Source organism: Rubrivivax benzoatilyticus JA2 = ATCC BAA-35, assembly GCF_000190375.1.
Classification (GTDB): Bacteria; Pseudomonadota; Gammaproteobacteria; order Burkholderiales; family Burkholderiaceae_C; genus Rubrivivax; species Rubrivivax benzoatilyticus.
Window position 1 is genome coordinate 1 of record NZ_AEWG01000005.1, and the last position, 14,573, is coordinate 14,573.

Consider the following 14,573-nt stretch of genomic DNA (forward strand, 5'->3'; position numbering starts at 1 on the left):
GGCGCCGGCGTCGGCCGCGCTGAAGATCGTCGCCATCACCTCCTGCCCGACCGGCATCGCGCACACCTTCATGGCCGCCGAAGGGCTGCAGGAAGGCGCCAAGGCGCTGGGCCACCAGATCCGCGTCGAGACCCAGGGCTCGGTCGGCTCGCAGGATGCGCTGACGGCCGAAGAGATCGCCGCCGCCGATCTGGTGCTGGTCGCCGCCGACCGCCAGGTCGAGCTGTCGCGTTTCGCCGGCAAGCGCCTGTTCCAGTCGCCGACCAAGCCGGCGATCGGCGACGGCGCCGGCCTGATCAAGCGTGCGCTGGCCGAGGCGCGTGTGCACGGCGGCGAGGCTGCGCCGGACGCGTCGGCATCGGCCGCTGCCCCGGCCGCACGCACCGGCGTCTACAAGCACCTGATGACCGGCGTGTCCTTCATGCTGCCCTTCGTCGTTGCCGGCGGGCTGCTGATCGCGATCGCCTTCGCGCTCGGCGGCATCTACGTCTACGAGGACGTGCACAAGGGCACGCTGGGCTGGACGCTGTTCCAGATCGGCGCCAAAGGCGCGTTCACGCTGATGGTGCCGGCACTGGCCGGTTACATCGCCTACTCGATCGCCGACCGGCCGGGCATCGCGCCGGGCATGACCGGCGGCGTCATCGCCGGGGCGATCGGCGCCGGTTTCCTCGGCGGCATCGTCGCCGGCTTCATCGCCGGCTACGGCGTGCTGTGGCTGAACAAGGCGATCAAGCTGCCGCGCACGCTGGAGGGCCTCAAACCCGTGCTGATCCTGCCGCTGCTGGGCACGGCGGCGACCGGGCTGCTGATGTACTACGTCGTCGGCGCTCCGGCGGCCACGCTGCTGGCGGCGCTGACCACCTGGCTGCAGGGCATGCAGGGCGCGTCGGCCGTGGTGCTCGGGCTGATCCTGGGCGGCATGATGGCGGTGGACATGGGCGGGCCGATCAACAAGGCGGCCTACGTCTTCGGCACGACGCTGATCGCGGCCAACGTCACCGAGCCGATGGCGGCGGTGATGTGCGCCGGCATGACGCCGCCGCTGGCGCTGGCCGTCGCCTGCAAGCTGCTGCCCTCGCGTTTCACCGCCGAGGAGCGCGAGGCCGGCAACGCCGCCTTCGTGCTCGGTCTGGCCTTCGTCACCGAAGGCGCGATCCCGTTCGCGGCACGCGACCCGCTGCGCGTGATCCCGTCGCTGATCGCCGGCTCGGCGGTGGCCGGCGCGATCTGCCTGGCGATGGGCGTGCAGCTCAAGGTGCCGCACGGCGGCGTCTTCGTGCTGCCGATCCCGAACGCGGTGACGCACCTGGGCGCCTTCGTCGTCGCGCTGCTGGTCGGCACCGCGGTCTCGGTGGCGGCGCTGGCGATCGCCAAGCGCCGCGTCGTCGCGCCGGCGGCGGCATGAGCCCTCAGGACTTGTCCGGGGCTCATTCCCGCCTGGTGGGACCGGCCGCCAGGCCGTAGGGTGCTCCAGTGAGCGTGGTTCTTCTCGACCCTTCGCGCCACGAGCCGCTGGCGGCGGCCTGGTCCGAGGCCGCGGCCCGCCAGTCGCTGGCGCGCATCGTCGCCTCGGCGCTGGACGAGGCCGACACGCTAGGCTGGCCCGCCCACCCGCTGGACGACCCGGAGTCGCCCGACGACCACCGCCACGCGCTCTACGACGGCGCCGGCGGCGTGCTGTGGACATTGCGCCGGCTGGTGCAGGACGGCGCGATCGCCGACTCGCCGAAGCGCCGGGCGCTGGAAGACCGCCTGCTCGACGGCCTCGTCGAACGCAACGCCGCGACGCGCAAGCCCGACGAACGCGGCTCGTTCTGGCTCGGCGACACCGGGCTGGAACTGCTGGCCTGGCAGGTGACGCAAGACGCCGCGACGCTGGACCGGCTGGAAGCGCTGCTGACGGCGCAGCTCGATCACCCGTCGCTGGAATCGTTGTGGAGCTTTCCGGGCAGCGCGCTGGCCGCGGTGCATCTGGCCGAGCAGGACGGCGGCGCACGCTGGCGCTCGCTGGCCGAAGCCGCGGTCGCGCGGCTGCTGGCGACCCGCATCGCCGACCCCGAGACCGGCACGCCGGTCTGGGAACAGGATCTCTACGGCCGCCGCGTGCGCTGGCTGGGCGCCGGCCATGGGCTGGCCGGCAACGTCTACCTGGCGCTGCGTGCGCGCCGTCTGGTGCCCGAGGCCGCGGTTGCGTCGCTGCTGGACGGCGCGTACACGACGCTGGCGGCGACCGCGCTGCGTGGCGAGGGCGAACAGGCCGGCGCCTGGAACTGGCACCCGATGATCGACGCCGCGCGTGTCGTCGGCCGGCTGCCGCTGCTGCAGGACTGCCACGGTTCGCCCGGCATCCTGGCCCGGCTGGCCGACGCGCCGCGCACGTCCGAGTGGGACGGACTGCTGCTCGCCGCCGGCGAGGCGGTCTGGCTCGCCGGCCCGCTGAACAAGGGCCCGAGCCTGTGCCATGGCACCGCCGGCAACGCGCTCGCGCTGCTGCGCCTGGCCGAGCGCAGCGGCGACGATCGCTGGCGCGAACGTGGCCTGGCGATGCTGGCCCACGCCGCGGCGCAGGTGGAAGCGGCACGCGAGCACTACGGCCGAGGCCGGCCGTCGCTGTGGACCGGCGACCTGGGCGTCGCCTGGGGGCTGGCCGAGGCGCTGGCCGGGCGCGCCCGGCTGCCGCTGCTCGACGTGTTCTGAATCAGCGGCGCGCCAGCGCGCGCGCCGCTTCGCCGACCAGCGCGGAGCCGCGGTAGATCAGCCCGGTGTAGATCTGCACCAGATCGGCGCCGGCGTCGATCTTGGCGCGTGCGTCCTCGGCGGCCATCACGCCGCCGACGCCGATGATCGGGAAACCCGCGCCCAGCGCCGCACGCAGGCGGCGGATGACGCGGTTGCTCGCTTCGGCCACCGGCCGGCCGGACAGGCCGCCGGTTTCCTCGGCGTGGCGCAGGCCCTGCACGGCTTCGCGCGAGATCGTCGTGTTGGTGGCGATGACACCGTCCAGCCCGTGCCGGCGCAGCGTCGCGGCGACGACGTCGACCTGGGCTTCGTCGAGGTCGGGCGCGATCTTCACGAACATCGGCACGCGCCGGCCCAGCGTGCCGGCGATTTCGTCGCGGCGCGCGGCGAGTGCGCCCAGCAGTGCGTCGAGCGCCTCGTCGCTCTGCAGCGCGCGCAGGTTCTTCGTGTTCGGGCTGGAGATGTTGACGGCCACGTAGTCGGCGTGCGGCGCGACGCCGTCCAGGCCGATCAGGTAGTCGTCGACGGCGCGCTCGATCGGCGTCGCGGCGTTCTTGCCGATGTTCAGGCCCAGGATGCCGCCGGCGGCGCGGAAGGACTTGGCCCGCTGCACGTTGGCGACGAAGGCCGCCAGGCCGTCGTTGTTGAAGCCCATGCGGTTGATCAGCGCCTCGGCCTCCGGCAGGCGGAACATGCGCGGCTTCGGGTTGCCCGGCTGAGGCTTCGGCGTGACGGTGCCGACCTCGATGAAGCCGAAGCCCATCGCGCCCAGCGCGTCGATGCAGCGGCCGTTCTTGTCCAGCCCGGCGGCCAGGCCGACGCGGTTGGGGAAACGCAGGCCGGCGACGGTGACCGGGTCGTCGATGCGCGTCTCGCTCCAGGCGCAGCGCAGCGGCGTGTCCTGCAGCCGGGCCAGGCCGGAGATCGTCAGGTCGTGGGCGGCTTCGGGGTCGAGGCCGAAGAGGAAGCGGCGGGCCAGGCCGTAGGGCAGCAGGGACATGGGCGGCGATTGTCGCAAACGGTGTCGGGCCCGGCCGGCGCGGATAATCGGCGCCCATGACACAGGACGAACTCAAGGCCCTGGTCGCCCAAGCGGCGATCGAGCACGTCGTCCCGGGCGCGCTGGTCGGCGTGGGCACGGGATCGACGGTCAACCACTTCATCGACGCGCTCGCGAAGATCAAGGACCGCATCGCCGGCGCGGTGTCGAGCTCGGTGCAGAGCACCGAACGGCTGCGCCGCCACGGCATCCCGGTCGTCGAGGCCGCGGCGCTGGACCGGCCGCTGCCGGTCTACGTCGACGGCGCCGACGAGATCGACCACCACGGCTACATGATCAAGGGCGGCGGCGCGGCGCTGACGCGCGAGAAGATCGTCGCCGACCTGGCCGAACGTTTCGTCTGCATCGCCGACGAGAGCAAGCTGGTCGACACGCTGGGGCGCTTCCCGCTGCCGGTCGAGGTGATCCCGATGGCCGCGCCGCAGATCGCGCGTCGCTTCGAGGCGATGGGCGCCACCGCGACGCTGCGCCTGGGCGTGACGACCGACAACGGCCAGCCGATCCTCGACGTGCGCGGCCTGAAGATCACCGACCCGCTGGCGATGGAGACCGAGATCAACCAGTGGCCGGGCGTCGTGACGGTGGGCATCTTCGCTCGCCACAAGGCCAGCCTGTGTCTGCTGGGCACCGCCGAAGGCGTGCGCACGCTGCGTTTCTGACCGTTCCCGAGGGCGGCCGGGCGTCGAGCTTGGCCCTTCTCAAACCCGCGCCATTGCGGAGCCCGCGCCCGGTGCGCGGCTCCATAATGGCGCCCCCTGATCAAAGGACCGCCCGTGGCCAAACCCAATTACGCCTTCGAAAAGCGCCAGCGAGAACTCGCGAAGAAGCGCAAGAAGGAAGAGAAGGCCTCGCGCAAGGCCAGCCCGTCGCAGCACGACGACGCGCCTGACAACCAGGCCCAGACGGGCGAAGGCTCCGCCGACACCCCGCCGCCGGCCGCCGAAGGCCAGCGCGAAGACTGATCAGCCCCGGCGCCGCAGCGCGCGCGCCGCGAAACGCGCCGGGTCGACGGCGTCCACCAGGTCCTGCTCCAGCGGCCACGGCGCGCCGGTGGCCATCGCCGCCACCAGCCGGCCGGCCAGCGGCGCCAGCGTGATGCCGCGGCTGCCCAGCGCGGTGCAGACCATCAGCCCCTCGTGCCGCGGCCAGCGCCGCGGCTGCTCGGCGCGGTGCGCCGGCAGCACCGCCGGCAGCGCGCCGACGATCGGCATCCTGTCCTCCGCCACCAGACGCCAGCCGACCCGGCCGGGCCAGGGCCGGGCGTCTGCCGGCGGCTCCAGCCCCGTCAGGCGCTTCAGCTTGGCGAGGTTGTCGACGTGGTCGGCGTCGCGCCGCGTTGGGTCTTCGTCACCGGCCTGGCTGCTGGCGCCGAAGACGACACCACCGTCTGGACCGGGCAGCGCGTAGCCGCCTCCGGCCACCGGCAGCGCCAGCGGCGCGCGCGGGCCCATCCAGGCGCTGACCTGGCCACGCACCCGCTGCAGCGGCCAGGTGCAGGCCTCGGGCATCCACGGCGCGGCCAGGCGCGCGGCGTCGGAGGCGTTGGCCAGCACGACGATCGCCGTCTCGGCCAGCGTGCCGCCGGCCGCGTCCAGCAGGCGCCAGCGGTCGGCGCGGCGTTCCAGGCGCGCGACCTCGGTGCCGCCGACGAAACGCACGCCCGGCGTCGCGATCCAGTGCGCCGCCAGCGCCGCCGGCGAACACCAGCCGGCACCCGGATAGAACCAGGCCGGTGACGGCAGCGTGAGCCCGGCGAGTGCCGAGGCCTCGTCGGTGTCGAGTGCCTGCACCCAGTCGGCCGGCAGCCCGGCGCGTGTGGCGAGCGCCCGCATCGCGTCCACCGGCCCGCTGTCCAGCCGCAGCAGGCCACGCGTCGAGCCCGGCACCAGGCCGGCGTCGAACAGCGGCGAGTAAGTGCGCGTGGCCAGCAGCGCGCCGGCGCGCAGCAGCCGCGCATGCGGGCCGTCGTCGGCGTGCACCGTGCCGTGGAAGATGCCGGCCGGGTTGCCCGAGGTCTCGGCGCCCGGCGTGGCGCGGCGCTCGAAGACCGTCACCACCAACCCTTCGGCGGCCAAGGCCTGCGCGACCGCGGCGCCGGCCAGCCCGGCGCCGATGACGACCGCGTCGCGCGCCTGCGGCAGCGCCGCGGTGTCGCGCGGTGGCGGCGGGGGCAGGTAACGCGGCGCGTAGCGTGCGACGCTGATCTCGCGTTTGCCGCCGATGCCGGCGCGGCGTTCGAGCTCGAAGCCGACCGCCGCCAGCCCGTCGCGCACCGCGCGTGCGACGCTCCAGGTGGCCGCCGTCGTGCCCGGCGCCGACAGCCGCGCCAGCGCCTGGAACACCGGCGCCGACCACATCGCGGCGTTGCGGCCGGGCGCAAATCCGTCGAGGTAGATCGCGTCGGCCACCAGGCGCAGCTCGGGCAGCAGCGCCGCGGCGTCGCCGTAGCCCAGCAGCAGGCGCACGCGGCCGCCGTCGAGGTCGATCGGGTGCAGGCCGGGTGTCGCTGGCGGCCAGGCGGCGACGAGTTCGGCGGCCAGCTCCGGCCGCGGCGAGCCGCGCAGCGCGCGCGCGAGGTCGGTGCGTGTCGGCGGATGGCGTTCGACGCTGACGAAGACCAGCTGCGCGCAGCGCGCCGGGTCGTCGCGCCATTCGGCCCAGGTCGCGAGGAAGTTGTTGCCCAGGCCGAACCCGGTCTCGGCGATGACGAAACGCCGCTGCCCGGCCCAGCGCCCCGGCAGACCGTTGCCGGCCAGGAACACGTGCCGCGCCTGCTCGAAGGCGCCGACCTGGGCGTGGTAGACGTCGCCGAAGTCCGGCGCGTGCGGCAGGCCGGCGGTGTCGAACTCGATGCGCGCCGGGACGACGGGTTCGGTCTTCATGCGTGTCTGGACAACCCGGCCTGCCGCGTCATGCGCGACGGCGCCGAGACCGCCGCGTCGAAGTCGAAGGCCATGCGTCGATGATGCCCCAGCAACGACAAAGGGCACCTCGCGGTGCCCTCGGTCAGGAGCGAAGACGCGTCAGACGCGCTTGCGGTACTCGTGGGTGCGGGTGTCGATTTCGACCTTGTCGCCGTTTTCGACGAACAGCGGCACCGAGATCTCGAAACCCGTGCCGACGATCTTGGCCGGCTTCATGACCTTGCCCGAGGTGTCGCCCTTGACGGCCGGCTCGGTGATGATCTCGCGCACGACGGTGGTCGGCAGTTCGACCGAGATCGCCTTGCCGTCGTAGAAGACGACTTCCACCGGCATGTTGTCTTCGAGGTAGCTGATGGCGTCACCCATGTTCTCGGCTTCCACCTCGAACTGGTTGTATTCCGGGTCCATGAACACGTACATCGGATCGGCGAAGTACGTGTACGTGCACTCCTTCTTGTCCAGGATGATCTGGTCCATCTTGTCGTCGGCCTTGAAGACGACTTCGGCCCCGCCGCCGTTCAGCAGGTTCTTCATCTTCATGCGGACCGTGGCGGCACCGCGGCCACCGCGGCTGTATTCGGTCTTCAGCACGACCATCGGGTCCTTGCCCTGCATGATGACGTTGCCGGCGCGGATTTCCTGAGCGAGTTTCATGGCGTCGAGCGGGGCGTGCCCCCGCGGCTGGTTGATCCCCGGCGAGCGCTGGCGGGCAGCCGCTCCATCACCGGTGTAGAACTGGGCGAGCCCGACGGGCCCGTTTGCGCAAAGCCCTTGATTCTAGCATTCGGGGCCGGCTTTGCCTTGTGCGAACTGCCACAGAGCGCCGGTCAGATCAAGTCGCGACGCTTGTCCGTCGCGGAATGCGGCCATCGCGGCGGCCCAGACGCCGGCCTCGGGCAGTGGCGCCCAGGGCCCGAGACCGTTCCAGCCGCGCCAGAACTCGGCCAGCCCCGGCACCGCGGGCATGCGCGCCAGCAAGGCGTCCAGCTTGTCGGCGTGCACGCCGTCCTCTTGCGGGTAGATGTGCCAGACGAAGGGCCGGCCGGCCCAGATCGCGCGCACCAGCGAGTCTTCGCCGCGCACGAAGTTCAGGTCCGAGGCGCGCAACAGGCGGTCGAACTCGGGCTGCGGCAGGTGGGGCAGGGCGGCGCTGCGCAAGCCGGGCGGCGTCGTGCTCACCAGCCGCTGGGCGTGGCCGGGTGTCAGCAGCAGCAGCGTCGGCTCGGCGGCCAGCGCGTCCAGCAGCGCCGGCACCGCCGGGTTGTCGTAGCAGAACAGCGTCACGACCCGTTCGCCGTCGCGCCGCGCCAGGCCGTGGGCCGCGAGCCAGGCGTCGCCGTCGAAGGCCGCGTGCTCGGCCAGCAGCCCGGGCTCGCGCAGCAGGCCGCCGGTGGCGGCGGTGAAACCCGGATGGAAGAACCACTTGTCCAGCCCCGAACGATGCGGCGAGCGCAGGCCGTGCACACGTTCGACCCAGGGCTCGGCGCTCAGGTACTCGAGGTTGATCCACACCGGCGCCGGCGTGCGCACGGCCATGCGTTCGACGAAGGCCGGCGGCGGGTCGCAGGCGAAGGCCTCGACGACGACGTCGCCGGGTTCAGCTGCGGCGTCGAAGGCGCCGACCTCGACACCGCCGGTGCCGGCGGGCGCCATCCACGCCAGCGCGCTGGCGTCGTCGATCCACAGCCGCACGCGTGCACCGCGTGCGGCGAGGTCACGCGCCAGGCGCCAGCAGACGCCGACGTCGCCCCAGTTGTCGATGACGCGGCAGAACAGGTCCCAGGTCCAGGCTCGCATCGGCCGGATTATCGGCAGCCGCGACAATAGGGCCCGTGATCCCCGAGCCCGAGTCTCCCGCCGTTCCTGATGCCGCGCCGGCCGCCCCGGCCGCCGCGCCCGACGCCGTCCGCGAGCGCCTGCTGGCCGAAGTGGCCGCGCTGCCCGGCCTGCCCGGCGTCTACCGCTATTTCGACGCCGCCGGCGGCGTGCTCTACGTCGGCAAGGCGCGCAACCTGAAGAAGCGCGTCTCCAGCTACTTCCACAAGGACCACGGCGGCACGCGCATCGGCGCGATGGTCGCGCGCATCGCGCGGCTGGAGACGACGGTGGTGCGCACCGAGGCCGAGGCGCTGCTGCTCGAGAACAACCTGATCAAGACGTTGAACCCGAAGTTCAACATCCTGTTCCGGGACGACAAGAGCTACCCCTACCTGAAGATCACCGGCACGCGTTCCGCCGACGGGGCGGGGGCCCTGACGGCCGCCAGCTGCGCGCGTGTCGCCTACTTCCGCGGCGCCGTCGACCGCAAGCACCGCTACTTCGGGCCGTACCCGAACGCCTGGGCCGTCAAGGAGACGATCCAGCTGATCCAGAAAGTCTTCCGCCTGCGCACCTGCGAGGACACGGTGTTCGCCAACCGCTCGCGGCCCTGCCTGCTCTACCAGATCCAGCGCTGCTCGGGCCCCTGCGTCGGCCTCGTCTCCAAGGACGACTACGCCCGCGACGTGCACGACGCCGAGCGCTTCCTGCTCGGCGAGCAGCAGGAGGTCGTCGCCGACCTGCAGGCGCAGATGATGGCCTTCGCCGAGGCCTACGAGTACGAGAAGGCGGCCGCCGTGCGCGACCGCATCGGCTCGCTGTCGCGCGTGCTGCACCAGCAGGCGATGGAAGCCAGCAGCCTGTCGGCCGGCGACAAGGACGTCGACATCCTCGCCGTGCGCGTGGCCGGCGGCCGCGCCTGCGTCAACCTGGCAATGGTGCGCGGCAGCCGCCACCTCGGCGACCGCGCCTACTTCCCGACCCACGTCGACGACGGCGCGGCGCTCAGCGCCACCGAGGCCGACGAGCGCGCCGACGCGCCCAGCCCCGAGACCGCGGTGCTCGAGGCCTTCATCGCCCAGCACTACCTCGGCCAGGCGGTGCCGCCGCAGCTCGTCACCAGCCATCCGGTGGACCCGGAACTGATCGAGACGCTGTCCGAGGCCGCCGGCGTGCGTGTGCGCGCCACGCAGCAGCCGCGCGAGCAGAAGCGCATCTGGCTGGAGCTGGCCGAGAAGGGCGCCGAACTGGCGCTGGCGCGCCTGCTGGCCGAGGAAGGTTCGCAGCGCGAACGCACACGCGCGCTGGTCGAGGCACTGGAGCTCGACGTCGAGCCCGACGCGCTGCGCATCGAGTGCTTCGACATCAGCCACACCGCCGGCGAGGCGACGCAGGCTTCCTGCGTGGTCTACGAGGCCCACGCGATGCAAAGCGCGCAGTACCGGCGCTTCAACATCGAGGGCGTGACCGGCGGCGACGACTACGCGGCGATGCGCCAGGTGCTGACGCGGCGCTACGCCCGGCTGGCCGAGGCCCGCCGCCAGGACGCCCAGGACGGCGCCGCCGACGAGGCCGCCGCGCCGGCGAAGAAGGGCACGGCGCGCCTGCCCGACCTGGTGCTGGTCGACGGCGGCCGCGGCCAGGTGTCGATGGCGCGCGAGGTCTTCACCGAGCTCGGCCTGCCGCTGTCCATCATCGTCGGCGTCGAGAAGGGCGAAGGCCGCAAGGTCGGCCTCGAAGAGCTCGTCTTCGCCGATGGCCGCGAGAAGGTGTACCTCGGCCACGACTCGGCGGCGCTGATGCTCGTCGCCCAGATCCGCGACGAGGCCCACCGCTTCGCGATCACCGGCATGCGCGCCCGCCGCGCCAGCGTGCGCACCGGCGGCAGCAAGCTCGAGGACATTCCCGGCGTCGGGCCGCGCAAGCGCTCGCGCCTGTTGCAACGTTTCGGGGGCGTGCGCGGCGTGGCCGCGGCCAGCGTCGAGGACCTGGCCTCGGTCGACGGCATCTCGCACGACCTCGCGGAGGAGATCTACCGTGCGCTTCACTGATTCCCGCGGCTGGCTGGCGAGCGTCATCGCGGCGGCCGCGGCGCTGGCCGGCTGCGCGTCCAAGCCGACGCCGAAGCCGGCGCTGCAACCCGTGCCGCCGAGCTCGGCGGCGGCGCCCGGCACGATGCCGCTGCCGCCGGCGCGCAGCTGGGACGAGTACCGGCGTCGCGCTGCCGAGCGCCTGGTCGCCGCCAACCCCGAGCGCAGCTACCTCGGCCCGGTGTCGCAGCCGCTGCTGGCGATCCCGGTGCTCGAGGTCGAGCTGGAGCACGACGGCCGCGTGCGCCAGATCCACGTGCGGCGCGTGCCCTCGCAGGCCAAGGACACGACGCAGCTCGCGATCGACGCGGTGCGCCGTGCCGCGCCCTTCGGCGACGTCTCGCACCTGCCCCGGCCGTGGGCCTTCACCGAGGTGTTCCTGTTCGACGACGAGCGGCGCTTCAAGCCCCGCACGCTGGACGACTGAACCGCCGTCAAGTCCGCGTCCGCCGCTTTCGGTACGATCCACCGATGTTCTTCACGGTCCCCACGCTGCTGACCTGGGCGCGCATCGCCGCGATCCCGCTGATCATCGGCGTGTACTACCTGCCTCTCGAATGGGGCACACGCAACCTCGCGGCCACCGTGATGTTCGTGTTCTTCGCCGCCACCGACTGGCTCGACGGCTTCCTGGCGCGCAAGCTCAACCAGACCTCGGCCTTCGGCGCCTTCCTCGACCCGGTGGCCGACAAGTTCCTGGTCTGCGCCTCGCTGCTGATCCTGGTGCACCTGGGCCGCGCCGACGTCTTCGTCGCGCTGATCATCATCGGCCGCGAGATCGCGATCTCGGCATTGCGCGAGTGGATGGCGCAGATCGGCGCGTCGCGCAGCGTCGCCGTGCACATGCTCGGCAAGCTGAAGACCACGGCGCAGATGGTCGCGATCCCGTTCCTGCTCTACGACGGCCGCGTGTTCGGCCTGGACACGCGTGTCTGGGGCTCGTGGCTGATGTGGATCGCCGCGGTGCTGACGGTCTGGTCGATGGTCTACTACCTGCAGCGTGCGATCCCCGAGATCCGTGCCAAGGTGCGCTGAAGACCGCGCCGGGTGTCGGCGCTTGGACGGCGTCCGGCGCGCCTGAACCATAATTCGCGGCCTTGCCGCTCGCCCGTCCCACGAGGCCGGGCCGGCGACCCGAACGAAACACACGAGGAAAACGACGTGAACAAGACGGATCTGATCGCCCACATCGCCCAGCAGGCGGACCTGTCCAAGGCCTCGGCCACGCGCGCCCTGGAAGCCGCGCTCGAAGGCGTGCAGACCGCGCTGAAGAACGGCGACAGCGTCGCGATCGCCGGCTTCGGCACCTTCGAGGTCTCGGAGCGCGCCGCGCGCACCGGCCGCAACCCGCGCACCGGCGAGGCCATCGAGGTCAAGGCCGCGAAGGTTCCGAAGTTCCGTCCGGGCAAGGCCCTGAAGGACCTGCTCGGCTGAAGTCCAGCCGGGTGCTTAGCTCAGTCGGTAGAGCGGCGCCCTTACAAGGCGTAGGTCGGCGGTTCGAACCCGTCAGCACCCACCAGAAAACGGCCATGGCCGCGGCATAGAATCCCGCGGCTTGCGCCGGCCCCGGAAGGCGAACCGCGGTTCGCCTTCTTTTGCTTCAGGGCTCCGGCTCCCGCCGTCCACGGCCCCCACCCCACACAACGATGTTCGATTTCGTCCGCAACCACTCGCGCCTGGTGCTGGGCATCCTGGTGCTGCTGATCTTCCCGTCGTTCATCTTCTTCGGGGTCCAGGGCTACAGCCGCTTCACCGAAGGCGGCGCGGTGACGGTGGCAGAGGTCGGCGGCCAGGCGATCTCGCGCGCCGAGTGGGACGCCGCCCACCAGAACAACATCGAGCGCCTGCGCCGCCAGCGCCCCGAGCTCGACCCCAAGCTGCTCGAGACCCCCGAACTGAAGCGCGAGACGCTGGACGGCCTGGTGCGTGACCGCGTGCTGATGGCCACCGCGCGCCAGTACCACCTCGTGCCCGACGACGCGCGCCTGCAGCGGCTGTTCGTCACCGACCCGCAGTTCGCCGGCCTGCGCAACCCCGACGGCAGCGTCAACCGCGAGATCCTGGCCGCCCAGGGCATGAGCGTCGAGGCTTTCGAGCAGCAGCTGCGCCAGGAGTTCGGCATGCAGCAGGTGCTGGGCGCCGTGGCCCAGTCCTCGTTCACGCCGCCGGCCGTCGCCGCGACGTCGCTGGACGCGCTGCTGCAGCGCCGCGAGGTGCAGATCCAGCGTTTCGACGCGGCCGCCTACCGTGCCCAGGCGACGCCGGGCGATGCCGACCTGCAGGCCTACTACGAGGCCCATTCGGGCGAGTTCCGCGCGCCGGAGCAGGCGCAGATCGAGTACGTCGTGCTCGACCTGGCCGCGCTCGCCAAGGACGTCGCGGTGCCCGAGGAAGACCTGCGCCGCTACTACGAGGAAAACGCCAGCCGCTACACGCAGGCCGAGGAGCGCCGCGCCAGCCACATCCTGATCCGTGTCGACCCGTCGGCGCCGGCCGACGAGAAGAAGGCCGCCAAGGCGCGTGCCGAGCAGCTGCTGGCCGAGGTGCGCCGGTCGCCGAACTCGTTCGCCGAGGTCGCGCGCAAGAACTCCCAGGACCCGGGCTCCGCGTCGCGCGGCGGTGATCTCGACTTCTTCGGCCGCGGCATGATGGCCAAGCCCTTCGAGGACGCCGTCTACGCGATGAAGACCGGCGAGATCAGCAACGTCATCGAGACCGACTTCGGCTATCACGTCATCACGCTGACCGGCCTGCGCGGCGGCCAGAAGAAGGCCTTCGACACGGTGCGCGCCGAGATCGAGCAGGAGGTGCGCCGCTCGCTGGCGCAGAAGCGCTACGCAGAGGCCGCCGAGACCTTCACGAACACCGTCTACGAGCAGTCCGACAGCCTGCAGCCGGTGATCGACAAGCTGAAGCTGCAGAAGCAGACCGCCACCGTGCTGCGCCAGCCGGCGCCGGGCGCCAGCGGCGCGCTGGCCTCGGCCAAGCTGCTCGACGCCGTGTTCTCCGACGACGTGGTGCGCAACAAGCGCAACACCGACGCCGTCGAGATCGGCCAGAACCAGCTCGTGTCGGCACGCATCGTCACGCACTCGCCGGCGCGCACGCTGCCGCTGGCCGAGGTGCGCGACCAGGTGCGTGAGGCGGTCGTCGCGCAGAAGTCCGCCGCGCTGGCCAAGGCCGAGGGCGCCAAGCGCCTGGAGGCGCTGAAGAAGTCGCCGAACGAGGCGCTGCCGATTTCGCTGACGCTGTCGCGTGCGCAGCCGCAGGGCGCGCCGCGTGCGGTCATCGACGCCGTGCTGCGTGCCGACACCAAGCAGCTGCCGGCCATCGTCGGTGTCGACCTGGGCAGCCAGGGCTACGCCGTCGTGCGCGTCTCCAAGGTGCTGCAGCGCGAGGCCGATCCGGCCACCGACGCGATGCTGCAGCAGCAGCTCGCCCAGACCTGGGCCACCGCCGAGGCGCTGGCCTACCTGGACGCGCTGAAGCGCCGCACCAAGGCCGAGATCAAGGAAGCGGCAGTTCAGGCTGCGGCCAAGTCGACTACGCCTTGAAACCGGCGCTTTCGCGCTATACTCTCGCTTCTTTGCTGCGGTGGCTGTAGCTCAGTTGGTAGAGTCCCAGATTGTGATTCTGGTCGTCGTGGGTTCGAGTCCCATCAGCCACCCCAAAAAAATGTTCGAGAAAAAAGGCCCTTCGGGGCCTTTTTTCTTTTCCGCGGGCAGAACGGCCGCTGGCTGTTCCGGACCTGGCTCCTCGCCAGCCTCGACGAGCACGACGCCCCCGGCGGACGTGGCGTGCCCGCGCACCGCTGTTCCAGCGGGCTTGCATCAGCTTCGGCCCGAAGACCGGCCACGGGACCGCGACGATGGCAGGCCACGATGGCCCCGGTCTCTCCCGACTACGGGCCGACCGGCAACGCGTTCAACGGCACGGTCA

At 72.0% G+C, this 14,573-nt stretch carries 13 protein-coding genes and 2 tRNA genes; 11 read left to right on the forward strand and 4 right to left on the reverse strand.

Translation table 11 applies throughout. From position 1 onward, the window contains the following. Positions 1–1,408: PTS fructose transporter subunit IIC (locus tag RBXJA2T_RS00395; RefSeq protein WP_009855324.1), on the forward strand; the 1,408-nt coding region annotated here is incomplete at its 5' end. 68 nt (positions 1,409–1,476) lie between these two features. Further along, a complete protein-coding gene (locus tag RBXJA2T_RS00400) occupies positions 1,477–2,700 on the forward strand; it encodes a lanthionine synthetase C family protein (protein ID WP_009855325.1) in 1,224 nt (407 codons plus the stop codon). Position 2,701: 1 nt separating this feature from the next. Here RBXJA2T_RS00400 and RBXJA2T_RS00405 read toward each other — a convergent pair whose 3' ends face one another. After that, entirely contained in the window at positions 2,702–3,742 is a 1,041-nt protein-coding gene (locus tag RBXJA2T_RS00405; protein WP_009855326.1) for a quinone-dependent dihydroorotate dehydrogenase, read from the reverse strand. A 56-nt stretch (positions 3,743–3,798) separates the two neighbouring features. Between RBXJA2T_RS00405 and rpiA the strand changes: the two genes are divergently transcribed. Further along, positions 3,799–4,461: a ribose-5-phosphate isomerase RpiA gene (rpiA, locus tag RBXJA2T_RS00410; RefSeq protein WP_009855327.1), complete on the forward strand. Its 663-nt coding sequence runs from the start codon at positions 3,799–3,801 to the stop codon at positions 4,459–4,461. Positions 4,462–4,575: 114 nt separating this feature from the next. Next, on the forward strand, positions 4,576–4,764 hold the full coding sequence (locus RBXJA2T_RS00415) for a hypothetical protein (RefSeq protein WP_009855328.1): 189 nt from the start codon (positions 4,576–4,578) through the stop codon (positions 4,762–4,764). On the opposite strand, the gene mnmC is transcribed toward RBXJA2T_RS00415, so the two are convergent. The 3 genes from mnmC to earP form a co-directional block, all read right to left on the reverse strand. After that, positions 4,765–6,684, reverse strand: a complete 1,920-nt coding sequence (gene mnmC / locus RBXJA2T_RS00420; RefSeq protein ID WP_009855329.1) for a bifunctional tRNA (5-methylaminomethyl-2-thiouridine)(34)-methyltransferase MnmC2/FAD-dependent 5-carboxymethylaminomethyl-2-thiouridine(34) oxidoreductase MnmC1 — start codon at positions 6,682–6,684, stop codon at positions 4,765–4,767. 141 nt (positions 6,685–6,825) lie between these two features. After that, complete coding sequence (efp, locus tag RBXJA2T_RS00425) at positions 6,826–7,380, reverse strand: elongation factor P (RefSeq protein ID WP_009855330.1); 555 nt, start codon at positions 7,378–7,380, stop codon at positions 6,826–6,828. Between the two features lie 123 nt (positions 7,381–7,503). After that, complete coding sequence (gene earP, locus RBXJA2T_RS00430; RefSeq protein WP_009855331.1) at positions 7,504–8,523, reverse strand: elongation factor P maturation arginine rhamnosyltransferase EarP; 1,020 nt, start codon at positions 8,521–8,523, stop codon at positions 7,504–7,506. Between the two features lie 35 nt (positions 8,524–8,558). On the opposite strand from earP, the gene uvrC reads away from it, so the two are divergent. The 7 genes from uvrC (at position 8,559) to RBXJA2T_RS00465 (ending at position 14,304) form a co-directional block, all read left to right on the forward strand. Continuing rightward, positions 8,559–10,595, forward strand: coding sequence for an excinuclease ABC subunit UvrC (uvrC, locus tag RBXJA2T_RS00435; protein WP_009855332.1), 2,037 nt, complete (start codon positions 8,559–8,561; stop codon positions 10,593–10,595). Then, on the forward strand, positions 10,582–11,061 hold the full coding sequence (locus RBXJA2T_RS00440) for a hypothetical protein (protein ID WP_009855333.1): 480 nt from the start codon (positions 10,582–10,584) through the stop codon (positions 11,059–11,061). Before uvrC ends, RBXJA2T_RS00440 begins: the two co-directional genes overlap by 14 nt. Before the next feature lie 44 nt (positions 11,062–11,105). Continuing rightward, on the forward strand, positions 11,106–11,669 hold the full coding sequence (pgsA, locus tag RBXJA2T_RS00445; protein WP_009855334.1) for a CDP-diacylglycerol--glycerol-3-phosphate 3-phosphatidyltransferase: 564 nt from the start codon (positions 11,106–11,108) through the stop codon (positions 11,667–11,669). A gap of 12 nt (positions 11,670–11,681) precedes the next feature. Further along, positions 11,682–12,068 carry an HU family DNA-binding protein gene (locus tag RBXJA2T_RS00450; RefSeq protein ID WP_259372412.1) on the forward strand — a complete coding sequence of 129 codons (387 nt, stop codon included), beginning with the start codon at positions 11,682–11,684 and terminating at the stop codon, positions 12,066–12,068. Positions 12,069–12,077: 9 nt separating this feature from the next. After that, a tRNA-Val gene (locus RBXJA2T_RS00455) sits at positions 12,078–12,153 on the forward strand. Positions 12,154–12,280: 127 nt separating this feature from the next. Continuing rightward, complete coding sequence (locus tag RBXJA2T_RS00460) at positions 12,281–14,188, forward strand: SurA N-terminal domain-containing protein (RefSeq protein ID WP_009855336.1); 1,908 nt, start codon at positions 12,281–12,283, stop codon at positions 14,186–14,188. A 40-nt stretch (positions 14,189–14,228) separates the two neighbouring features. Further along, positions 14,229–14,304, forward strand: a tRNA-His gene (locus RBXJA2T_RS00465). Positions 14,305–14,573 lie beyond the last annotated feature (269 nt).